The 22,710-nt window shown below is 66.1% G+C and carries 24 protein-coding genes; 4 read left to right on the forward strand and 20 right to left on the reverse strand.

The features are described 5' to 3' along the window. Positions 1-410 precede the first annotated feature (410 nt). Complete coding sequence (locus PMI14_RS10360) at positions 411-2,309, forward strand: ATP-binding cassette domain-containing protein (RefSeq protein ID WP_007853716.1); 1,899 nt, start codon at positions 411-413, stop codon at positions 2,307-2,309. A gap of 60 nt (positions 2,310-2,369) precedes the next feature. Here PMI14_RS10360 and PMI14_RS10365 read toward each other — a convergent pair whose 3' ends face one another. From PMI14_RS10365 to PMI14_RS10395, 7 genes are all read right to left on the reverse strand, one after another. After that, entirely contained in the window at positions 2,370-3,473 is a 1,104-nt protein-coding gene (locus tag PMI14_RS10365; protein ID WP_007853717.1) for a chemotaxis response regulator protein-glutamate methylesterase, read from the reverse strand. 31 nt (positions 3,474-3,504) lie between these two features. Then, positions 3,505-4,260: a chemoreceptor glutamine deamidase CheD gene (cheD, locus tag PMI14_RS10370; RefSeq protein WP_007853718.1), complete on the reverse strand. Its 756-nt coding sequence runs from the start codon at positions 4,258-4,260 to the stop codon at positions 3,505-3,507. 45 nt (positions 4,261-4,305) lie between these two features. Then, positions 4,306-5,205, reverse strand: a complete 900-nt coding sequence (locus PMI14_RS10375; RefSeq protein WP_035203201.1) for a CheR family methyltransferase — start codon at positions 5,203-5,205, stop codon at positions 4,306-4,308. 107 nt (positions 5,206-5,312) lie between these two features. After that, positions 5,313-5,801, reverse strand: coding sequence for a chemotaxis protein CheW (locus PMI14_RS10380; protein ID WP_007853720.1), 489 nt, complete (start codon positions 5,799-5,801; stop codon positions 5,313-5,315). A 56-nt stretch (positions 5,802-5,857) separates the two neighbouring features. After that, on the reverse strand, positions 5,858-7,993 hold the full coding sequence (locus PMI14_RS10385) for a chemotaxis protein CheW (protein WP_007853721.1): 2,136 nt from the start codon (positions 7,991-7,993) through the stop codon (positions 5,858-5,860). Positions 7,994-8,033: 40 nt separating this feature from the next. Continuing rightward, complete coding sequence (locus PMI14_RS10390) at positions 8,034-8,396, reverse strand: response regulator (RefSeq protein ID WP_007853722.1); 363 nt, start codon at positions 8,394-8,396, stop codon at positions 8,034-8,036. 49 nt (positions 8,397-8,445) lie between these two features. After that, complete coding sequence (locus PMI14_RS10395; RefSeq protein ID WP_035203188.1) at positions 8,446-8,892, reverse strand: hypothetical protein; 447 nt, start codon at positions 8,890-8,892, stop codon at positions 8,446-8,448. A gap of 185 nt (positions 8,893-9,077) precedes the next feature. On the opposite strand from PMI14_RS10395, the gene PMI14_RS10400 reads away from it, so the two are divergent. After that, positions 9,078-10,196 (forward strand): ATP-binding protein, encoded by a 1,119-nt coding sequence (locus PMI14_RS10400; RefSeq protein WP_035203190.1) that lies wholly within the window; start codon positions 9,078-9,080, stop codon positions 10,194-10,196. Beyond that, positions 10,193-10,822 carry a response regulator gene (locus PMI14_RS10405; protein WP_007853727.1) on the forward strand — a complete coding sequence of 210 codons (630 nt, stop codon included), beginning with the start codon at positions 10,193-10,195 and terminating at the stop codon, positions 10,820-10,822. The genes PMI14_RS10400 and PMI14_RS10405 overlap by 4 nt, the downstream gene beginning before the upstream one ends. Before the next feature lie 127 nt (positions 10,823-10,949). Here PMI14_RS10405 and fliR read toward each other — a convergent pair whose 3' ends face one another. The 13 genes from fliR to fliF all read right to left on the reverse strand — a co-directional run bounded on the left by fliR (position 10,950) and on the right by fliF (position 22,128). Beyond that, entirely contained in the window at positions 10,950-11,720 is a 771-nt protein-coding gene (gene fliR, locus PMI14_RS10410; protein WP_007853729.1) for a flagellar biosynthetic protein FliR, read from the reverse strand. 14 nt (positions 11,721-11,734) lie between these two features. Beyond that, positions 11,735-12,004, reverse strand: coding sequence for a flagellar biosynthesis protein FliQ (gene fliQ / locus PMI14_RS10415; RefSeq protein ID WP_007853732.1), 270 nt, complete (start codon positions 12,002-12,004; stop codon positions 11,735-11,737). Between the two features lie 16 nt (positions 12,005-12,020). Next, entirely contained in the window at positions 12,021-12,821 is an 801-nt protein-coding gene (gene fliP, locus PMI14_RS10420; protein ID WP_007853735.1) for a flagellar type III secretion system pore protein FliP, read from the reverse strand. Beyond that, on the reverse strand, positions 12,814-13,179 hold the full coding sequence (locus tag PMI14_RS10425) for a flagellar biosynthetic protein FliO (protein ID WP_035203196.1): 366 nt from the start codon (positions 13,177-13,179) through the stop codon (positions 12,814-12,816). The genes fliP and PMI14_RS10425 overlap by 8 nt, the downstream gene beginning before the upstream one ends. Before the next feature lie 19 nt (positions 13,180-13,198). Next, positions 13,199-13,639, reverse strand: coding sequence for a flagellar motor switch protein FliN (gene fliN / locus PMI14_RS10430; RefSeq protein WP_007853744.1), 441 nt, complete (start codon positions 13,637-13,639; stop codon positions 13,199-13,201). Further along, entirely contained in the window at positions 13,629-14,633 is a 1,005-nt protein-coding gene (gene fliM, locus PMI14_RS10435) for a flagellar motor switch protein FliM (RefSeq protein ID WP_007853747.1), read from the reverse strand. Before fliM ends, fliN begins: the two co-directional genes overlap by 11 nt. A gap of 18 nt (positions 14,634-14,651) precedes the next feature. Further along, positions 14,652-15,227: a flagellar basal body-associated protein FliL gene (gene fliL, locus PMI14_RS10440; protein WP_007853751.1), complete on the reverse strand. Its 576-nt coding sequence runs from the start codon at positions 15,225-15,227 to the stop codon at positions 14,652-14,654. 197 nt (positions 15,228-15,424) lie between these two features. Then, positions 15,425-16,801, reverse strand: coding sequence for a flagellar hook-length control protein FliK (locus PMI14_RS35570; RefSeq protein ID WP_007853753.1), 1,377 nt, complete (start codon positions 16,799-16,801; stop codon positions 15,425-15,427). A 16-nt stretch (positions 16,802-16,817) separates the two neighbouring features. Then, a complete protein-coding gene (gene fliJ / locus PMI14_RS10450; protein WP_007853755.1) occupies positions 16,818-17,267 on the reverse strand; it encodes a flagellar export protein FliJ in 450 nt (149 codons plus the stop codon). 18 nt (positions 17,268-17,285) lie between these two features. Then, on the reverse strand, positions 17,286-18,644 hold the full coding sequence (gene fliI, locus PMI14_RS10455) for a flagellar protein export ATPase FliI (RefSeq protein ID WP_085947280.1): 1,359 nt from the start codon (positions 18,642-18,644) through the stop codon (positions 17,286-17,288). Positions 18,645-18,675: 31 nt separating this feature from the next. Then, entirely contained in the window at positions 18,676-19,407 is a 732-nt protein-coding gene (locus PMI14_RS10460) for a flagellar assembly protein FliH (RefSeq protein WP_007853759.1), read from the reverse strand. Beyond that, entirely contained in the window at positions 19,394-20,389 is a 996-nt protein-coding gene (gene fliG / locus PMI14_RS10465; protein WP_007853762.1) for a flagellar motor switch protein FliG, read from the reverse strand. Before fliG ends, PMI14_RS10460 begins: the two co-directional genes overlap by 14 nt. A gap of 32 nt (positions 20,390-20,421) precedes the next feature. Beyond that, the gene (fliF, locus tag PMI14_RS10470) at positions 20,422-22,128 is read right to left on the reverse strand and encodes a flagellar basal-body MS-ring/collar protein FliF (protein ID WP_007853765.1); all 1,707 of its coding nucleotides are present in this window, start codon (positions 22,126-22,128) and stop codon (positions 20,422-20,424) included. Positions 22,129-22,303: 175 nt separating this feature from the next. Here fliF and fliE point away from each other — a divergent pair, with 175 nt between their 5' ends. Then, complete coding sequence (gene fliE / locus PMI14_RS10475; protein WP_007853768.1) at positions 22,304-22,615, forward strand: flagellar hook-basal body complex protein FliE; 312 nt, start codon at positions 22,304-22,306, stop codon at positions 22,613-22,615. Positions 22,616-22,710: the final 95 nt, after the last annotated feature.

The raw sequence follows: 22,710 nt of genomic DNA on the forward strand, positions 1-22,710 counted from the left end.
TCAACCACCTTTCAGCAGTCAGCCCTTGTCAGCGCAGCCTTAGATTGTATACCGAGAAATCAGCGACTTTTCTAAAACTACCGAAGTTTTTTCAAACTTCCTTCCTTATCCACCCAGACCTCCAAAGAAGGACCTCCGTGCAGCGAAGCCCTCGACTATAGCACGAGTTTTGGGGCCGAGGAAAGAGCACGCGTACTTTCGATGCTCCCGCCCTGGCAAGGAGCCGCCCGCCCGCACGTCCTGCGGCAGGACCCGCCCCCTCTCTATATAGAAGCGGATCACAGGAGGCATACCCACCCCAGGTCAACGTGCTGGCAACCTGCCCGCTGCCCCCCGTCCTGGTACCGCAAAACGCCCCGTCAGCCCTTCGACACATGCAAAGTGCGCGCGCCCTCGATAATCCTCCCCCTATGGCACTTATCACTCTACTGGACGCCCAACTCGCATTTGGGCACGTTGCACTGCTGGACCACGCCGGCTTCTCCCTGGAGGCAAACGAGCGCGTGGGACTGATCGGGCGCAACGGCGCCGGCAAATCGTCCATGCTCAAGATCCTGGGCGGCATGGCCAAGCCCGATGATGGATCGCTGCAGGTGCAGCAAGGCACCCGCATCGCCTTCGTGGCACAAGAGCCTTCACTGGACCCCGAAGCCAGCATCTTCAAGGCGGCGTCCGAAGGCCTGCAGGCCGTGATCGCCGTGCGCGACCAGTACCTCTCGGGTGCGGAAGGGTTGGACCTGGACGCACTGCAATCGCAGATCGAGGCCTACGACGCCTGGAACTGGGAGCAGCGCGTGGAAGAAACCCTGCAGCGCCTGCACCTGGACCCGGAAGCCATCGTCGGCACCCTGTCGGGCGGCACCAAGAAGCGCGTGGCCCTGGCCCAGGCGCTGGTGGCGCGCCCCGACGTGCTGCTGCTCGACGAACCCACCAACCACCTGGACCTCGATTCCATCGAATGGCTGGAGGACCTGCTGCTCGACTTCCCGGGCAGCGTGGTCACCATCACCCACGACCGGGCCTTCCTGGACCGGGTCGCCACGCGCATCGTGGAACTGGACCGTGGCCAGCTGCGCTCCTACCCCGGCAACTTTGCCCAGTACCAAATCCAGAAGGAAGACCAGCTCGCACAGGAGGCAGTGATCTCGGCCAAGGCCGACAAGCTGCTGGCGCAGGAAGAGGTGTGGATTCGCCGCGGCGTGGAAGCGCGGCGCACCCGCAGCCAGAGCCGCATCACGCGCCTGCAGGATTTGCGTGCGCGCCGCGAGGCGCGCCGCGACGTCGTGGGCAGCGTGCGCATGGACGTGGCCACGGGCAGCGGCAATGGCTACCAGGGCAAGATCGTGGCCGAGCTCACCAACGTGAGCAAGTCGTTTGGCGACCGGACCATCGTCAGCAACTTCACCGGCACCATCCTGCGCGGTGACAAGGTGGGCCTGATCGGCCCCAATGGCGCGGGCAAGACCACGCTGCTGAAGATGATCCTGGGCGAGCTGGCGCCGGACACCGGCGAGATCCGCCAGGGCGCCAACCTGCAGGTGGCCTACTTCGACCAGATGCGCCATGCGGTGAACCTGGATGCGACGCTGGAGGACTTCATCAGCCCCGGCAGCGAGTGGATCGAGATCGGCAACCAGCGCAAGCACGTCAAGAGCTACCTGAGCGACTTTTTGTTCTCGCCGGCGCGCGCGCATTCCCCCGTGCGCTCGCTCTCGGGGGGCGAGCGCAACCGCCTGCTGCTGGCGCGCCTGTTCGCGCGCCCAGCCAATGTGCTGGTGCTCGACGAACCGACCAACGACCTGGACATCGACACGCTGGACCTGCTCGAAGAACTGCTCGAGAACTACGACGGCACGGTGTTCCTCGTGAGCCATGACCGCACCTTCCTGGACAACGTGGTGACCAGCACCATCGCCTCCGAAGGCAATGGCCTGTGGCGCGAGTACGAAGGCGGCGTGCAGGACTGGCTGCTGCAATCGCGCCGCAGCCGTGCGGCCGCCGCGGCCGCCGCACCCGCGGCAGGCACCAAGGCCGCCGCTGCCAAGGAAGCCGCCCCGGCGGCAACCCCGTCCAAGACGGAGCAGACCTCGCGCAAGAAGCTGTCGTACAAGGAGCAGCGCGAACTCGACACGCTGCCCGAGCGCATCGAGGCGCTGGAGAAGGAGCAGGCCGAGGTCCAGGCCGTGTTGGCCGATGGCAGCGTCTACGCCACCGATGGCGCACGCGCCGCGAAGCTCACGGCACGCGCCAGCGAGATCGATGAGGAATTGATGGCGGCGCTGGAACGCTGGACGGCGCTGTCGGCCTGACCGATCGGAACGCATCGGTGGGGCAGGGCCCCATCGATCGGCGCCAAGGCCGCGCCCAGGTCAGATCCGGTGGTGGAGCCGGTCGGTCGCACCACGCAGGCGCGCCACCAGCGCGGGCGCAATCTGGCCCAGCGGCAGCACTTCGTCGGCCGCGCCATGGGCGATGGCCTCGCGCGGCATGCCGAAGACGATGCAGGTGGCCTCGTCCTGCACGTAGTTGTAGCTGCCGGCATCCTTCATTTCGCGCATGGCGGCAGCGCCATCGTTGCCCATGCCGGTGAGCATGATGCCGAACGCGTTGCGCCCCACGACGGCGGCTGCCGACTTGAACAGCACCTCCACCGAGGGCTTGTGGCGATTGACCGGCGGGCCATCGTCGACCACGGCCACGTAGTTGGCGCCACTGCGCGCCACGTGGAACTGCGTCCCGCCCGGTGCGATGTAGGCATGGCCGGGCAGGATGCGCTCACCGTTCACGGCTTCCTTAACCGTGATCTGGCACAGGCCGTTGAGCCGCGCCGCAAAGCTGGTGGTGAAGCCCGGGGGCATGTGCTGCGTGATCACGATGCCCGGCGAATCGGCCGGCATGTGCACCAGCACCTCCTTGATGGCTTCGGTGCCGCCCGTGGAGGCGCCGATGCAGATCAGCTTTTCGGTGGACAGCCGACCCAGCAGGGTGGTCGGTGCCGCCGGGGCCGCCGTGCCGGCATCGGACGCATGGGGCGCAGACGAAGCCTCGCGCGGCGCAACGCGGCGCACCTGGGCCACCGCGGCCACGCGGATCTTGTCCACGATCTGGCTGGCCAGGTCGTTGAGCCCGCTGGCCAGACCCACCCGGGGCTTGGCCACGAAATCGATGGCCCCCAGCTCGAGGGCCTTCATGGTCACTTCGGCACCGCGCTCGGTCAGCGTGGAGATCATCACCACCGGCATGGGCCGCAGGCGCATCAGCCGGCCCAGAAAGTCGATGCCATCCATGCGCGGCATTTCCACGTCCAGGGTGATCACGTCCGGGTTCATCTCCCGGATCATCTCGCGCGCCACCAAGGGGTCGTTGGCCGTGCCGATGCACTCCATGTCCCGCTGCCGGTTGATGATCTCCGACAGCAGACTGCGGACCAGTGCCGAATCGTCCACCACGATCACCCGGATTTTCCTGCTCATTGTTCGCTCAGGCTTTCTTCGTCATCTTCAATCAAAACAGATCCACAGAGCCACCCGAGGTGCTCTTGGCCACGGTCGCGGCATTTCCACGCACTTCCTGCTCCACCAGGGTCTCGGGGTGGGCATGGGCCAGGCGCTTGACCATGGCCTTGCCCGTCACCGGGAAGAACACCACCTTGCGGGGATAGATGTCCAGGACGTCTTCGGACACGATGGGAATGCGCTCCGTGTGCAGGTAGTTGAGCACGAAGGTGGTGTTGCGTTCACCCACGTTCATGGTGGTGAAATTGTGCATCACCTGCGCCCCGCCAAAGATCTTGGCCTGCATGGTTTCACGCCGGGCCCCGAGCTTGAGCATCTCGTTGATGAGCAATTCCATCGCGTACGAACCGTAGCGGCCCGAGGCATCCGCCAGGTCGCCGTCGGGCAGCATGAAGTGGTTCATGCCGCCGATGTGGGCCCGGCTGTCCCACAGGCAGGCCGCAATGCACGAGCCGAGCACCGTCATGATGACCATGCTTTCGTCGGCCACGAAATACTCGCCGGGCAGCACCTTCACGGCATTGTGCTGGAAGTGGTGGTCCAGGTAGAAGAAGGATGCCTCACCGGGCTTCCTGGAGCGGGCCTTGAGCTCGTTGAGCGACGATTCGCGGGGCGCCGTGCTGGTCGAATAGATGTCCGCGCTCAACGGCGCGATGCGCGGCGCCCGCCGGCGCTCCGGCGCAGCAGCAGCGGCGGCACCAGGCGTGAAGGTGTTTGACGTGAGGCCGGATTGGTTATTGGTCATGGGAGCTGCTTGGAACAAGTTCCTATGGGCGAACAAAGGGGCGGATCACCGGCGTTCATAGACCGTCTTGCCACGCAGGGTGAAGAGATCGCGGGACTCGCTGAAATTCTCCGCATGCCCCACAAACAGCATGCCACCGGGTTTGAGCACGCGGTGGATGCGCTCCAGTACCTTGCGCTGCGTGGGCGCATCGAAATAGATCATCACGTTGCGGCAGAACACCACGTCGAAAGGCTCCTTGAACGGCCAGTCATCGCGGATGAGGTTCACGCTCATGAATTCGATGGCCCGGCGCAGCTCGGGCTTGGCCCGCACCATGCCATCGTTGCCGCCCTTGCCTTTCAGAAAGAACTTCTGCAGCCGCTCCGGGCCCAGGCCCTTGAGGTTGTCGAGCCGGTAGACGCCCTGGCCCGCCGTGGCGAGCACCTTCGAGTCGATGTCACTGGCCGTGAGCTTGAAGGAGGCATTGGCCCCCAAGGCCTCGAAGGCCGTCATGACGATGGAATACGGCTCCTCGCCGGTGGAGGCCGCGTTGCACCACACCTTCCAGGGCGTGTTGGCCGGCTTGCTGCGCAGCAGCGTGGCGAAGATCTCGAAGTGGTGCTGCTCGCGGAAGAAGGCCGTGAGGTTGGTCGTCAGGGCGTTGATGAACTCCTGCCACTCGGGGCCGTCGTGCTTCTCCAGCCAGCTCAGGTAGTCATGGAAGCTGTTGTAGCCCGTGTCGCGCAGCCGGCGCGAGAGCCGGCTGTAGACCATGGCGTGCTTGCCATCGTGCAGGCTGATGCCGGCACGCTGGTAGATCAGCGACTGCACGCGCGCAAAGTCGGCATTGGTCCATACGAACTCACGCCCCTGCGCCAGCGGGCCCGAGGGTGCGGGCGCGCTGGCAGCAGCGGCGGCTGCAACACGCGCGCCGGCCGAGGAAACACTGGTGGTCTGGGGCATCATTTTGATCATCCGCTCGGAAGTCCATTTCGCTCCAAAAGGCCAGCAGACCCTTGTCTGCAGTTTGGCTTGCGGCCATCCACCTGGCTGAGAACGTGTGGGCGTTCTTATTCCGCTGCCGTCACCAATCCCATGTCCAGGCTGGACATCAGCTTCTCGATGTCCAGCAGGATCAGCATGCGCTCGCCCACCGAGCCCAGCCCCAGGATGCAGCTGTTGTCGATGGCGCTTTCGATGTCGGGCGCCGAACGGATGCTCTCGGGCGTGAGCTCCATCACGTCGCTGACCGAGTCCACCACGATGCCCACCACGCGGTTGCGCAGGTTCAGGATGATGACCACCGTGAAGCTGTTGTAGTCCGCCTGCGCGCAGTTGAACTTCAGGCGCATGTCCACGATGGGCACGATGGTGCCGCGCAGGTTGGTCACGCCCTTGATGAACTCGGGGGCATTGGCAATGCGGGTGGGCGGCTCGTAGCCGCGGATTTCCTGAACCTTCAGGATGTCGATGCCGTACTCTTCCTGGTCAAGCCGGAAGGTCAGGTATTCGCGCGCACCAGTTGGCGCGCTGTCGGCCGTCTTACCCATCACACTCATGGTGAGTTCTCCTTGTTAGCAGTGCAGATGCACTCCATGAACGCATCGCGCCCGAATCAGTGGCGGGCCCGGCGCACCAGGCCGCCCGTGTCCAGAATCAGTGCCACCGTGCCGTCGCCGAGGATGGTGGCGCCCGAGACATTGGGCACCTTGCGGTAATTGGTCTCCAGGTTCTTCACCACCACCTGGTGCTGGCCCAGGAGCTCGTCGACCAGCAACGCCACGCGGCTGCCGTCGGCCTCCACCACCACCATGATGTTGCTCGACTTGTTGAGGTCGAAGCGCGGCACCTGGAAGATCTTCTCGAGCGCGATGACGGGCATGTACTCGTCGCGCACCTTGACCAGCTGCGAGCCCTGGGCCACGGTGCTGACATCGTCGGAGTTGACCTGGAAGGACTCCACCACCGAGGACAGCGGCAGGATGTAGACCTCTTCGCCCACGCCCACCGACATGCCATCCATGATGGCCAGGGTGAGCGGCAGGCGCACCGACACCTTCATGCCGTAGCCTTCGGCGGAGTCCACTTCGACCGAGCCGTTCAGGGCGGCGATGTTGCGCTTGACCACGTCCATGCCCACGCCGCGCCCCGACACGTCGGTCACTTCTTCGGCGGTGGAGAAGCCGGGCGCGAAGATCAGCTGCCACACCTCGGCATCGCTCATCTGGTCGGACACATCGAGGCCCCGCTCCTGCGCCTTGCGCAGGATCTTCTCGCGCGACAGGCCACGGCCGTCGTCACGCACCTCGATGACGATGGAGCCGCCCTGGTGCGATGCCGACAGGGTGATGGTGCCCAGCTCGGGCTTGCCCTTGGCCAGCCGCTCGGCGGGCATCTCGATGCCGTGGTCACAGCTGTTGCGCACCAGGTGGGTCAGCGGGTCGGTGATCTTCTCGACCAGGCCCTTGTCCAGTTCGGTGGCTTCACCCAGCGTGACCAGCTCGACCTTCTTGCCCAGCTTGTTGGCGAGGTCGCGCAGCATGCGCGGGAAGCGGCTGAAGACGATGGACATGGGGATCATGCGGATCGACATCACCGATTCCTGCAGGTCCCGCGTATTGCGGTCCAGGTCGGCCAGGCCGGCCAGCAACTGCTGGTAGGCGCCGGCATCCAGCCCGCGGCTGTTCTGGGCCAGCATGGCCTGGGTGATCACGAGTTCGCCCACCAGGTTGATGAGCTGATCGACCTTGTTCACGGCCACGCGGATGGTCGTGGACTCCATCTGGGCCTGGGCCGCAGCCTTGGGCTCGGCAGCCGCCGCAGCCTTCGCCGAGGGCTTGGCAGCCGCGTTGGCGGCAGGCACCGCGCTGGGTGCGCCAGGGGCATCCGAGAAGAAGCCGTAGGACACGTCGGCACCGCCCGCAGGAGGCTCGCCCTCGTGGATGGCCTGGTCGGGATCGACCTCGGCCACCGCGGCGGCTTCTTCCTCGCCATCGACGAAGCGCACATGCTCCTTGGAGACATGGAAGGCGAACAGGTCCAGCAGGTCGTCGGTGGACGAGGTGGTTTCCACCGCGAACACCCGCATACCCGCCTGCACGCTGGGCAGGTCGCTGATGGAGCCCAGGCCGGGAATGTCGCGGAACAGCTCCTTGATGGTGTCGGCCTGCTCGGTCTTGTCCAGCGGGCCGATGTGGATCTGCAGCTTGCGCGGCTGCCCGGGCACGTGGGCCTTGGGAGCCGGTGCGGGCGCGGCGGCCACCGGGGCCGGCGCCGCAGCAGGGGCAGGGGCAGCAGCACCAGCAGGAGCGTCCTCGGGGACGACGCCTGCCGCCAGTTCGCTGATGCGCTTGACCAGGGAGGTGGTGGACACGGCCTCGCCCTGCCCGCCCGCCTGGTGGCGCGCCAGCAGGCTGCGCGAGGCATCGGCCGATTCCAGCAGCACGTCGACCATCTGCGGGATGGGTTGCAGCTCGTGGCGGCGCAGCCGGTCGAGCAGCGACTCCATCTGGTGCGTCAGCTCGGCCACGTCGGAGAAGCCGAACGTGGCGGCCCCGCCCTTGATCGAATGCGCGCAGCGGAAAATGCCATTGAGCTCTTCGTCGTTCGCGGCGCTCAGGTCCAGGTCGAGCAGCATCTGCTCCATCTGGTCCAGGTTTTCGCCAGCTTCTTCAAAAAAGATCTGGTAGAACTGGCTCAGGTCAAAGTCAGCACCGCCGGCCCCTGATCCCTCTTGATAGCTTTCAGCCATAGTCGGCTCCTTTATACGTGGTGGCGCCCGTGCACCCGTTTCAACGGATCACCTTCTGGATGACTTCGATCAAGCGGTTGGGATCGAACGGCTTGACCAGCCAACCGGTGGCACCGGCCGAGCGTCCCGCCTGCTTCATCTGGTCACTCGATTCGGTGGTCAGGATCAGGATGGGGATGGTCTTGAACTTGGGGTGCTCGCGCAGCTTGCGCGTGAGGCCTATGCCATCGAGCCGGGGCATGTTCTGGTCGGCCAGCACCAGGTGGATGTCGTGGCTTTCGGCCTTTTCCAGGGCATCTTGCCCATCCACCGCCTCCACCACGTGGTAACCCGCACCGGTGAGGGTGAAGGACACCATTTTCCGCATGGACGGTGAATCATCTACGGCAAGTATCGATTGCATTTAGGACTCCAACTGACTTGAATATATAGGTGAACCAGCGATGCCAACTTCAAAATAGATCAATGGAACCGGCATCCATCTCGCTTTGCGTGACGGGATTGGGCCGGTCCGGCGCCATTTCGGCAAACGGCGCCGCCTCCTCGCCCTCGTCGTGCCCCATGGCCTCGGAGGCCAGCCGGAACGCACAGCCCTGCAGCACCTTGGTGGTATGCCAGATGAGCTGCGACGCCATGTCCTGGAACTGCAGTTCGGTGACGGCACTGCGCAGGGCATCACGCGCGGCCGCCAGCTCGGGCGAATCCGCCACGAAGGCATCGTTCAGTACCGCATTGGCCTCGCCAAAGCGCTCCAGCAGGTTGTCCGTGGCATGGTTCAACAAGCCTTCCAGGCGGTGCAGATCGTGCATGACGACCAGCAGGGAATCCTGCAGTTCTGCTGCCACCATGACCGGAACCTGAACTGCCGGCCCAGTTGACGTTGATAGCGTAGATTGCATTGTTTCTCCATAGCAACAAGCAGACCAGGGTCAGGGCCCCTGTAACAGGCAACCCGCGCTGGCAGACCCCGCCAACCCTTGCAAAAACCCCGACATTGCGTTCTATTGGACGATAGCCTTCTCACCCACCCTACCGGGACAAACACCCTTGTTTGTTCCAATTTGTATCCTATGATAGCGCTCATATGGTCATGACAGTAGCAGGCCAGCCCTTACGCCTCCTGCACCTGGAGGATTCGCTGGCAGACCATGTTCTGGCCAAGCTCACTTTGCAGCGTGCCAAGCTGCATTGCACGCTCCAGCAGGTCGACACCCTGCAGGATTTCTGCGATCGCACCACCCACGAGTCCTTCGATTTGATCCTTGCGGACTACAGACTGCAAGGATTCACTGCGCTCGATGCGTGGGAGCATGTGGCTAAATTAGCAACACCTGTACCATTTGTGTTGTTATCCGGGGCCATTGGCGAGGCCGCCGCCGTGGATGCCATGCGCCTGGGTTTCTCCGACTACCTGCTCAAGGACGACATTTCCCGCCTGCCGCACGTGGTCACCCGGGCCATCGAGGTGCACCAGGCGCGCCAGGACCGCGAGCGCGCCGTGGCCGAACTGGCAGCCTCCCAGCAGCGCCTGGCGGAACTCACCGAGCACCTGCAGACCTCCATCGAACAGGAGCGCGCTTCCATCGCGCGCGAGATCCACGACGACATCGGCGGCTCGCTGACCGCCGTGCGCGTGGACCTGGCCTGGATCGGCCGGCATGCACAGGACCCGGCGACGCAGGGCCACCTCGCCAGCGCCTCGGACATGTTGCAACACGCCATCGGTGCCAGCCAGCGCATCATGATGAACCTGCGCCCGCCGATCCTGGAGCAGGGGCTGGTGGCGGCCGTGCAGTGGCTGGCCGCGGGTTTCGAGCGCCGGTGCGCGGTGCGCACCCAGGTCACGGCCAGCGGCGAGGCGATCGACGTGCCCAGCGACATCCGGCTGGTGGCCTACCGCACCGCACAGGAGGCGCTGACCAACATCGCCAAATACGCCCAGGCCGGCAAGGTGCATATCGACCTGTCCGACCATGAGGGAGTGCTGACCGTGGAGATCGCCGATGATGGCTGTGGCTTCGACGTCGCGCAGCTGGCGGACAAGCCCAAGGCCTTCGGGATCAAGGGCCTGCACGAGCGGGCCCGCACCGTGGGGGGCTGGCTCGATGTCAGCACCCAGCCGGGCAAGGGAACCTGCCTCACACTGTCGATACCGCTGGCCGCCCCATCGGACCAGCCCGCCAACCCAGGAGATGTCTGGTGATCAACGTCGTTTTGTGCGATGACCATGCCGTGCTCAGACGCGGCATCCGCGACACCCTCACCGAGGCCACCGACATCAAGGTGACCGGGGAGGCCGGCGGCTACGCCGAGCTGCGCGAGGTGCTGCGCACGGCCCCCTGCGACGTGCTGCTGCTGGACCTGAACATGCCCGGCCGCGGCGGCCTGGAGGTGCTGGCCACCCTGCGCGAAACGCACTCCACCATCAAGGTGCTGGTGGTATCGATGTACCCCGAAGACCAGTACGCACTGCGCTGCCTGAAGGCCGGCGCCCAGGGCTATGCCAACAAGGCATCCGACCCGGTGGAGCTGATCAACGCAGTGCGCGTGGTGATGCAGGGCCGCAAGTACCTGACGGCCGAGGTGGCGCAGATGCTGGCCGAAAGCCTGGCCCAGCCGGTGCTGGAGAGCCCCCACGCCACGCTGTCCGAGCGCGAATTGCAGACGCTGATCAAGATCGCCTCGGGCCGGCGCCTGGCCGACATCGCCGAGGAGCTGATGCTCAGCCCCAAGACCGTGAGCGTCTACCGCTCGCGCGTGCTCGAGAAACTAAAGCTCTCCAACAACGCCGAACTCACGGTCTACGCCATCCGCAATGAGTTGGTATGACCCCCTGAGTCGCTTCGCGCCATCCCCCTGAAGGGAGACGCCACCCCTGGCCTGACAAAGCCAGTTCCACGGTGGCACTGGCTTGCGACATGCCTGCGTTACCGGCGGAGCTTCTTGCCAGCAGCCGCTACCGCTGGCTGGAGAACAGGTCGATGGACTGCTGCATCAGCGTGAGGATGGGCTGCTCCAGCATGGGCAGGGTGGCGGCGATGCCCAGCAGGCCCACGGTGAGCGTGACCGGGAAGCCCACCGCATAGATGTTCATCTGCGGCGCCACGCGCGAGATGATGCCCATTGCCAGGTTGACGAACAGCAGCAGCGCGATCATGGGCAGGGCGATCCACAGGGCGCTGGAAAACAGCGAGCTGCCCAGCTCGTACAGGCGCATCTGGCCGATGGCCTGCAGGAAGTTGCCGTTCACGGGAAAGCGGTCGAAGCTCTTGACCACGGCCATGATGACCATCAGGTGGCCATTGATGACAATGAACAGCAGCGTGGACATGTGCCCGAAGAAGCGCGCCACGGCACTCACCTGGCCATTGCTGGCGGGGTCGAAGAACGATGCGAAGTTCAGGCCCATCTGCAGACCGATCATTTCACCGGCCAGCTCCACCGAGGCGAACACCAGGCGCACCGAAAACCCGATGGCCAGCCCTACGGCCACCTGCTGGGCGACGGCACCCAGCGCCTCGCGCCCATTGATGTCGATCACTGGCTGGACGGGCAGCACGGCCTGGGCAGACACGGCCACGAAGAAGGCCAGCCCGATCTTCACGCGCATGGGAATCGCGCGCATGGAAAACACCGGCGCCACGGAGAACATTGCCAGCACCCGGATGAATGGCCACAGGATGGGTGATATCCAGGCCACCAGCTGGGCCTCGGTGAAGGTGATCACGCCAGCACCGGGGGCTAACCCACGACGGAGGGAATCGACTCGATGGTGCGGCGGATGTAGTCCACCAGGGTGCTGATCATCCAGGGCCCGGCGATCGCGAACACCACCATCGCGGCGATCAGCTTGGGCACGAAGGCCAGCGTCGCCTCATGGATCTGCGTCACGGCCTGGAAGATGCTGACCACCAGGCCCACGGCCATCACCACCCCGAGCACGGGCATGGCGATCATCAACAGCAGCGTCAGGGCGTCGCGCCCCATGGTGAGGACCATCTGCGAAGTCATGGCATTTCTCCTGGGTCTAGGTGGCAAAACTGGCGGCCAGCGAGCCGATCAGCAGGTTCCAGCCATCGGCCAGCACGAACAGCATGAGCTTGAACGGCAGCGCCACGAGCACCGGTGAGAGCATCATCATGCCCAGCGACATGAGGATGCTGGAGACCACCATGTCGATCACCAGGAAGGGGATGAAGATCATGAACCCGATCTGGAATGCGGACTTGAGCTCGCTGGTCACGAAGGCCGGCACCAGCACGCGAAACGGCGCGGTCTCGGCCGTCACCTCAGGGGCCAGCCGCGCCAGGCGTGCGAACAGCGCAAAGTCCGACTGCCGGGTCTGCTTGAGCATGAACTCGCGCATGGGCACCTCGGCCCGGTCCACCGCCTGCTCGAACGTGATGGCATTGGTGGTGTAGGGCACGTAGGCTTCCTTGTGCACGCGGTCGAACGTCGGCCCCATGACGAAGAAGGTCAGGAACAGCGACAGACCGATGATCACCTGGTTGGGCGGTGCCGATTGCGTGCCCAGCGCCTGGCGCAGCAGCGACAGCACGATGACGATGCGCGTGAAGCCCGTCATCAACAGCAGGATGGCCGGCAGGAAGGACAGCGCCGTGAAGAACAGCAGCGTCTGGATCGGCACGGAGTAGCTCGATCCGCCGCTGCCGGAGCCGATCAGCACAGGCAGCGAGCCTGGAGCCGGCGGCGTGGCGCCGGCCGTCTGCGCCAGTGCCGGTACCTGCCAGGCCAGGAGGGCGAGGGCCGCCAGCGCGGTCATCCACGCCGTGGTGTGTCGCGATGCGGGGCGCGCAGGCTCAGACATGCGGTTCCTTGCGCGCCTCGGCGGCCGCCATTTCGCGGGCGAAGGCGGACGCATCGGGCACCACCGCAGGCAAGGCCGCCGACGCAGCGGCGGCGGTGGCTGGCGCCGCCAGCACATGCAGGCAACTGACCTGCTGCGCCGTGACACCGAGCACCAGCCAGGTGCGCGCGCCTTCGGGGCCGACCTCCACGGTGACCACGCGCTGCTGGGGCCCCACGGCCACCGCCGACAGCACGCGCGATGCGGCACCGGCCGGCAGGCCGCCGGCGGCATGGTGCTGCTGCAGGCGCTTGATGAGCCAGGGCAGGCAGGCCATGGCCCCCACGAACAGGACGACGATGACCAGCGTCTGGGTCATCCCCATGGCGTTGCCCCCATCAGCCACGGCTCACGCGCCGCAACCGCTCCGAGGGCGTCACCACATCGGTCAGGCGGATACCGAACTTGTCGTTCACCACCACCACCTCGCCCTGGGCGATCAGGTAGCCATTGACGAGCACGTCCATGGGTTCGCCGGCCAGCGCATCGAGTTCGACCACCGAGCCCTGCGCCAGTTGCAGGATGTACTTGATCGGCACCTTGGTGCGCCCCAGCTCCACCGACAGCTGGACAGGAATGTCCAGCACCATGTTGATGTCGTTGACGGTGCCATCGCTGTTGCTCGACGAGGACGGACGCACCGCCTCGCCGGACAGGGGGCCACCCTGCTCCGCATCGCCGGGCTTGTCGTCCGCGCTCTTTTGCTCCTCGAGCGCTTCGGCCCAGCCTGCAAACGGGTCCTCGGCTGCGCCGTCCTTGTTGTCTTCTTCAGTTGACATCTTTTTCTCCCAGCCAGCTCATGTCCGAATTGCGCAAACACTCTTCGATACGGATGGCATATTTCGAATTGTGGGTCCCATACTGGCACTCGAAGATGGGAACCCCCCCGATGGAGGCGCGGATGCGCGGCTCCCGGTCGAGCTCGATGAAATCACCGGGCTTCATCGCCAGCAGTTGCTCCACCGTGGCATCGGCCTTGGCCAGCTCGGCCACCAGCACCACCTCGGCCGCCTGGATCTCGCGTGTGAGCACCCGCACCCAGCGCCGGTCCACCTCGATGGAATCGCCCTGCGTCGAGGAGTACAGCACGTCCCGGATGGGCTCCAGCGTGGCGTAGGGCATGCAGATGTGGATGGCGCCAGACAGGTCGCCAATTTCCAGCTGGAATGCGGTGGACACCACGATCTCGCTGGGCGTGGCGATGTTGGCGAACTGCGGCTGCATCTCCGAGCGCTGGTAGTCGAGCTCCAGCGGGTAGATGCCCTGCCAGGCCTTCTTGTACTCGGCGCAGATCACATCGACCAGCCGGTTGATCACGCGCTGCTCGGTGGGCGAGAAATCTCGCCCTTCGATGCGGGTCTGGAACTTTCCCACCCCGCCGTACAGCGTGTCGATGATGCCGAACACCAGGGACGGCTCGCAGACGATCAGGCCGCTGCCGCGCAGCGGGCGGATGGCGACGATGTTGAAGTTGGTCGGAACGGCCAGTTCGCGCAGGAAGGCGCTGTAGCGCTGCACCGACACGGTGCCCACCGAAATCTCGGGGCTGCGGCGGATGAAGTTGAACAGGCCGATGCGGAAATTGCGCGCAAACCGCTCGTTGACGATTTCCATCGTCGGCATGCGGCCGCGGACGATGCGCTCCTGGCTCGAGATGTCGTAGTTGCGTACGGACCCCGACTCGGCCACTTCCTCGACGGACTTCTGGCTCTCGCCAGTGACGCCTTCCAGAAGGGCATCAACCTCTTCCTGCGATAGGAATGAATCACTCATGGCAGGATTGTCCTTGCGTCACTGGATGATGAAGCTGGAGAAAAGAATGCCTTGTACCGGATTCCTCGGCGGCTTGCGCACCGGGCGGTCCTCTTCCTCGTCCTCCTCGGCCGATGCGGCACGCTTGGGGCGGTCGCGCGGCACGGTGAAGCCGAGCGGGCGCGAGACTTCGCGCAGGATGTCCTTGGCGAGCTTTTCCTTGCCCTCGCGGGCCAGCAGCTCCCCGGAGGTGCGTTGCGAGACCAGCAGCAGCACATTGCTGCGGATGGATGGCAGGTAGAGCTTGATCTGTTCGGCCGTCTTGGCGTCGGTGACTTCGACGGTGATGCCGATCTGGGCAAACCGGTCGCCGCCCGGGTCGGCCAGGTTGACCACCATGTTCTCGAACGGCAGGAACGTGGGGGGTACCTTGGCGGTCTGGTGGGCCGGCTCCGCGGCAGCACCTTCCTCCTCCTCGGCCGGCTTTTTCTTGCCCAGCACGAAGAAGGCCGCAGCACCTGCGATGCCCAGCACGAGCACCAGCACAATCACGATGATCAGCATCTTCTTGCTTTTGGGCTTCTCCTTGGCCGGAGCGGCAGCGTTGGCAGACACGTGGCAGGGTCCTTAGATGGGATTCGGTGGTGGCATCGCGCCGGGAACGGCATTGCGCCAGCAGACGCTTCCTATTGTGGCGCAGCTGCCCTCCCAATAATAGCCAGAATACACCCACGAACAGGGTGTTGACGTCGGCAATCGCCGTGCCAGCCTGGCATGGCGATTGCCGCTGCAGCCCCCTGGCTGCAGCCGCGTTACACGAAGACGTCCACGGCGCTGTTGCGCGTACCGCTGCCCGCCAGCCGCTGGCTGACATCCGTGGGGCCCGCCACCAGCACCTGGGCCTGCTGCCCCTCGCCCGAGCGGTTGCGCTGCTGCTCGCCATCGCCCGCCATGGCGCCCTGGCCTGCCGAGGTGCCCACGGTCATGCCCGACAGGACCAGGCCCTCGCCGCGCAGCAGCTCGCTGAGCTGCGCCATGCTCTGGTCCAGCATCTCGCGGGTGTGCTCCTGGTCGCTGCGGAAGGTGACATGGGCCTCGTTGCCGGACAGGGCCACGCTCACAGCCAGGGGCTGGCCGTCGCGGTTCAGGGTGAGCTCGGCATTCTGGGTCTTCTGGTTGGCCCAGTAGGTGACCTGCTCGGCCAGCAGCTCTTCAGCGCCGGTCTGCGCCAGTTCCTCGAAGCCAGGGGTGCCCGATGCACTGTCCACCGCGAAGGAGGGCTCGGTGCCGCCTTCGCCCAGGCCGCCCGAGCCGCCATGCCGGGATGATTCGCCGCCGCCCGCATCCGCGCTGCGCGCACCGGGAGCCGCCACGGCAGCCGAGGGATCCGGATTGACCAGCAAGGCGGCGTCCGCCCCGGGGGTACCGCCCTCGCCCGAACCGCGGTGCAGGCCGGGACCGAACTCGCGCACGGTACTGGCCACCGCGCTGGACACCGTCGACAGATCGCCCGTGGATGCGGCCACCTGCCTGGCATCATCGCCCGCAGCGCGCGCCGACACGGCGCCCACGCTACCCGCTGCGCCCAGGCCCGCATCGCTGGCACCGCGCTGCAGGGCTGCGCTGTGCATGCGCGAGAACTGGCGCCCAAAGCCCAGTGTGGCCGTGGCCGGCTGCGAAGCATCCTGGAAACCGCCATCCAGCGCCGCGGTTTGCGACACCAGTCCGTCGGCGGCCGGCAGGCCCTGGCCCGCCAGCAGCTGCCCGGCAAGGGCCTGGGCAGCGCCTGCCGAATCGGCCAGCATGCTGGTGCCCCGCGCCACGCCGGTCTGCCCCAGCAGGCCGGCAGTGGTCATGCCCTCCGCGCCCGCCGTGTCGCCGCCCTGCCCCCTGAGTTGCTGGGCAGCACTGTCGCCCGCGACCAGCGCCTGCCAGCCGACCAGGGTGGAGGGATCAACGGTGGCCAGGGTGCCAGAGGCATCGGCAGCCCCGGGAACGGCGGCCAGCGGGTCCCCGCCCTCGGCGAACTCCGGGTCCTGCGCGGCCAGCAACGCCAGGAAACTGTCTGGCTGGGCCGCAGCCCCGGCAGCATCGTCCGTGGCGCCCTTTTGCTGCGCATGGGCACGTGTGCGGGTGGTCTGCTGGGAAGACTGCGTTCCCTGGTTGGTGGATATGCGTGCCTGTTCCATGGTCAATTCTCCTGCCCTATCGGTCCTGAACCCTGCGGCTGTACTGCATCGCCGCACGTTCATCGGTTTGCTTCTGCTCCATGCGGGCCTGGGCCTGCTCCAGCTCGCGGCGCCGCTGCTCGACCACCTTGCGCAGGCTGGCCAGGCGGCGCTCGGCGTCCATCAGGCCGTGCCGTGCGTTCTCGACCCGTGCCGCCTGGTCACCCACCACGCCGGTCTGCAGGCCCGCCGCATGCCCCAGCCGGTCCATGAACTGGTAGTGGTGGTACATCACCTCGGGCTGCACGCGGGTGTCCTCCTGCATGCCCCAGCGCTGCTCCGTCTCGCGCGCATAGTCCTGCAGCTGGTGGAGCTGCGCCTGGGCCGCCTGCTGCACGGCCAGGGCTTCCTGCAGCACGTGGCGTGCCTCGTCCCGCTTGCGCGAGGCGATCTCCACGGCGACGATGAGGGCACTGAGGACGGACATGGCGCAGCCTTCGGATGCTTACTGGTCGAGCACGGACGCCATGGCGTTCACGCTCTGGTCCATGGTGGACGCCTCGAACATGTCCTGCTGCAGGAAGGCGGCCATCTGCGGTTGCAGGCGGATGGCTTCGTCCAGCGCGGGGTCGGATCCGCTCATGTAGGCCCCCACCTGCACCAGGTCGCGGCTCTTCTGGTAGCGCGAGTAGACGGCGCGAAAACGCCGTGCCACGTCGAAGTGGCCGCGCGAGACCACGTTGTGCATCACGCGCGACGCCGATTGCTCGATGTCGATGGCCGGAAAATGCCCGGACTCGGCCAACGAGCGCGACAGCACGATGTGCCCGTCCAGGATGGCGCGCGCAGCGTCGGCAATCGGGTCCTGCTGGTCGTCGCCCTCAGAGAGCACGGTGTAGAAGGCGGTGATGGAGCCCACGCCATGCAGGCCGTTGCCGCTGCGCTCGACCAATGCGGGCAGCTTGGCAAAGCACGATGGCGGGTAGCCCTTGGTGGCCGGTGGCTCGCCGATGGCCAGCGCGATCTCGCGCTGGGCCATGGCATAGCGGGTCAGCGAGTCCATGAGCAGCAGCACATGCTTGCCCTTGTCGCGGAAATGCTCGGCCACAGCGGTGGCGTAGGCCGCTCCCTGCATGCGCAGCAGCGGCGGCGCGTCGGCCGGTGCGGCCACCACGACGGAGCGCGCACGGCCATCTTCGCCCAGGATGTCCTCGACAAACTCCTTGACCTCGCGGCCCCGCTCGCCGATGAGCCCCACCACGATCACGTCGGCCGCCGTGTAGCGGGCCATCATGCCCAGCAGCACGCTCTTGCCGACGCCCGAGCCGGCAAACAGGCCCAGGCGCTGGCCGCGGCCCACGGTGAGCAGCGAATTGATGGCGCGCACGCCGGTGTCCAGCGGCAGGCGCACCGGGTCGCGGTCCATGGCATTGATCTGGCGGCGGTCCATGGGCTCGGAGACCACGTCCTGCACCGGCCCTCCATGGTCCAGGGGCAGGCCCTGCGGATCGACCACCCGCCCCAGCAGACCGTCGCCCATGGGCAGGCGCAGCACGCCCGCCTTCGGGGAGGGCCGGGAGGCTTCGCCCAGGCGCGGGCTGGCGACATAAGGGGCGGCGGGCACCACGCTGGCGCCGCTGGACAGGCCGTGGATGTCGCCCGCTGGCATGAGAAAGGCCCGGTCGGCCGAGAACCCGACCACCTCGGCCAGCACCGGGGCATGGCCCGGCATCTGCACCATGCACTGCGAACCCACGGGCACGCGGATGCCGGCAGCCTCCAGCACCAGGCCGGTCAGCCGGGTCAGGGTGCCGCGCGTCTCCAGCGGCGCACGGTGGCGCACGCGCTCGCGCGCATCCTCCATGAATTGCGTCCAGGCATTGGAGGCGGGGGCATCAACGCTCATCGCCGCTCTCCTGCCAGGGCGATTCCAGCCCCAGCGAGGCGATGGCACGCTCCCAGCGCTTGTCCACGCTGCCATCGACCACCGTGCCACCCGACTCGACCAGGCATCCGCCGGCGGGCACGGACGCATCGGCCACCCATTGGATGCCAGCACCCATCTCGTCGCGCAGCGGCTGCTCCACGGCGCCCATGTCCGCAGGGTTCAGGCGCACCAGGGCAGGCCGCCCCTCGGCCACCAGCATGCCCACGGCCTCGCGGACCACGGGCTCAAGCACGTCGGGGCTGACCGACAGCTCCCGGCGCACGACTTCGCGGGCGATGTCGCAGGCCAGCGCCAACACGTCCTGGGCCATGCGCTGCTGCAGGGCGGCCAGCGACTCCTCGAGGGAGCGCACGACGCCGGCAATGCTCTGGGACATCTCCTGCGCCTGGCCTGCCACGTAGTCGTCCATGCGCTGCTGCCATTCGAGCGCCGTGTCGGACTGGCCCTGTGCCAGGCCCTGGGAAAAAGCCGCATCGCAGGCCTGCTGCACCAATGCCAGTTGCGCAGCCTCCACCTCGGCCGGATCGGGGGGCGGGGGCTCGGGCTCGGGCAGCACCTCGGGTTCGGGCTCCACCGGTTCGGAGCCATCCACGGCGCCGAACTTCCATTGCGTGACCACCCCCACCTCTTCGCTGGGGATGAAACGCGAATACGAGCGCTGGCTGTTAGACGAAGGCATCGTCGCCACCACCACCGATCACGATCTGGCCTTCGTCGGACAGGCGGCGGATCGTCTTGAGGATTTCCTTTTGCTGCGCTTCCACCTCGGAAAGCCGCATCGGGCCGCGCGATTCGAGGTCTTCGCGCAGTGCCTCGGCGGCACGCGAGGACATGTTGGACAGGAATTTTTCGCGCAGCTCGGGCACGGCGCCTTTGAGCGCGACGATGAGCGTCTCCGACGCCACTTCCTTGAGCACGGCCTGGATGGCGGTGTTGTCGAGCTTGAGCACGTCTTCGAAGACGAACATCTTGTCCATGATCTTCTGTGCCAGATCGGGGTCGTAGCCGCGGATGGACTCGATCACCACGGCATCCATGTTGGAGCCCAGCAGGTTGATGATCTCGGCCGCCGCCTTGACGCCGCCCAGCGAGCTCTTGCGGATCTTGTCGCCCCCGGCCAGCACCTTGAACAGCACTTCGTTGAGGTCCTTGAGCGCCGTGGGCTGAATGCCTTCGAGCGTGGCCACGCGCAGCAGGATTTCGCTGCGCTGGCGGTCGGTCAGGTGCATCAGGATGCCCGAGGCCTGCTCGCTGTCCAGGTGCACCAGGATGGCCGCGACGATCTGGGGATGCTCGTTGCGCAGCAGCTCGGCCACCGACAGCGGGTCCATCCACTTGAGGCTTTCGATGCCGGAAACGTCGCCGCCCTGCAGGATGCGGTCGATCAGCAGCGAGGCCTTGTCGTCGCCCAGGGCGCGCTTGAGCACGGCGCGCACGTAGTTGCCGGTGTCGGACACCAGCAGGCTCTGGGCCGCGGCGGCGTCGGCAAACCGGTTGATGACGCTGTCCACCTTTTCGCGCGACACCGATTTCATGCGCGCGATGGTCTCACCCAGCTTCTGAACCTCTTTGGGCGAGAGGTGCTTGAACACCTCGGCCGCCTCCTCCTCGCCGAGGGACATCAGCATGATGGCGGCGTCGTTGAGACCTTGTTCATCCATGGGCTATCCAAGCATGTGAAGAGGCGACGGGGTCAGGCATTTTCGCCGTTCACCCAGGATTTGAGAATATTGGCGACGGCCACGGGGTTTTCCTTGGCCAGTACGCGGGCCTCTTCCAGACGCAATTGCTCTGGCGTGGCGACCACATTCTCTTCCTTCTTGCCCGGGGACGGCAAAGCCGGACGATCGGGCTGCTCCGCCTCGATGGCATCCAGCTGTCCGCCCGCCCTCGGCAGCTCGCCAGCCCTGGCCGCCTTGGGGTCCGCACCCTTGAGCGCCGGACGCACCAGGCCCAGCAGCACCATGGCAGCGAACAGCAGGGCACCCACCGGCCAGGCGAAGCTCTTGGCCACATCGATGACCTCGGGCTGCTTCCACAGCGGCACATCGTTCGACGCAGCGGCTTCCACCTGGAACGGCGTGTTCATGAGGTTCACGGAATCGCCGCGCTCGCCGTTGAAACCAATGGTTTCACGCACCAGCGCCTTCATCTGCTCCAGCTGCTCGGGGGTGAGCGCCTTGGTGACGGTCTTGCCCTTTTCTTCGGTCGACTGGTAGTTGACCACCACGGCGGCATTCAGGCGCTTGATGGCCCAGTTGTTGCCACGCGTGACCCGCACGGTCTTGTCCACTTCGTAGTTGGTGGTGGACTCGCGCTTGCTCGACGACTCTTCGGTACCCTGCTGGGCGCCGGCCTGGGGTGCAGGATTGGCGCCGTTGATGGGTGCAGCCGAGGGTGCGGGTGGTTGATTGGCAACGGCACCCGGCACACCGGTCGCGGTTTTCTGGGCGGAGCCCGAGGTTTCCAGCATCTGCTGGCTGCGCACAGCCTTGGCATCGGGGGTCTGGTTGGGGCGGAACTGCTCGGACGTGGACTCGGTGCGGCTGAAGTCCAGCTCGGCCGAGACCTGGGCCTTGACGTTGTTGCGGCCGACCACGGGCTCCAGGATCTCCTGGATGCGGCGCGTGAGCTGCTGCTCGATCTGTTGCACGTAGAGCAGTTGCTGCGCATCGACCGCATTCGCCGAGGTGCCGTCGGGCGACTGCGAGAGCAGCTTGCCCGTGTCGTCGAGCACGCTGACGGCCGAGGGCGCCAGTTCGGGCACGCTGGAGGCCACCAGGTGGACGATGCCGGCGAGCTGGGCCCGGTCCAGGATGCGGCCGGGGTGCAGGCTGATTAGCACCGAGGCCGAAGGCTTTTGCTGCTCGCGGAAGAAACCGTTCTGGTTGGGCAGCGCCAGGTGCACGCGGGCGCTCTGCACCGAGGACAGGGCCTGGATGGAGCGGGTCAGCTCGCCCTCCAGGCCGCGCTGGAAGTTCAGGCGTTCCTGGAACTGGGTCATGCCGAAGCGGTTGCTCTCCATCAGCTCGAAGCCGGTCACGGAGCCGCGGGGCAGGCCCTGGGTGGCCAGGCGCAGGCGCACGTCGTGCACCTTCTCGGCGGGAATGAGGATCGCACCGCCGCCTTCGGCGTACTTGTAGGGAACATTCATCGTGGTCAGCTGGGCCACGATGGCGCCGCCATCCTTGTCGTTCAGGTTGGCAAACAGGACGCGGTAGTCAGGCTGGCGGCCCAGCACGATGGCGGCGACCGCCATGGCCACGAGCAGCGCCACCCCCACGCCCAGGCGCATGCGCTGGGCCCGGTCGAGGCTGGTCAACCGCTGCAGCCAGTTGGGACTGGGGCTGGCTGCGGGAGGTGCGAGCGGAGCGAGTGGGACTTCGGCAACTGCAGACATCGTGCTTTCCAATAGGTGGGGCCCGGCAACGGACCTTGGCGTGGGTTCGATTATTCGGCTCAAGTACCGGCCATGTTCTGCCGATAAGCCGCGCCTTTGACCATCTATTCCCCATGATGCACCCCGGGCGCCTGGCTACTATCACAGCATCCCCTAGCCCCCAATGGACACTGCCATGGACCTCCGCATACCCAGCTCCACCACCCCCATGACGGGTGCCGGCATGGCGCGCCGTGCCGCCATGCCGCAGGCCGAGGGCAACGACGTGGGCTTCTCGGGCGCACTCAAGGGCGCCCTGCAGTCCGTGAGTGCCGCGCAGAACAAGTCGTCCGACCTGCAAAAGGAAGTCCAGCTGGAGAATCCCTCGGTCAGCCTGGAGGAGACCATGGTGGCCATTCAGAAAGCCCAGATCGGCTTCCAGGCCACGCTGCATGTGCGCAACCGCATGGTGCAGGCGTATACCGACATCATGAATATGCAGGTGTGAAGACCCCCTGAGGCGCTTCGCGCCTCGGGGGGTCCGCCAGAGGCGGCCACTCTTCGGGCACGTCCAAGCCTGCGCAGGCAGGCTTGGAGCCGCGG

The organism is Acidovorax sp. CF316 (assembly GCF_000276605.1).
Classification (GTDB): domain Bacteria; phylum Pseudomonadota; class Gammaproteobacteria; order Burkholderiales; family Burkholderiaceae_C; genus Acidovorax.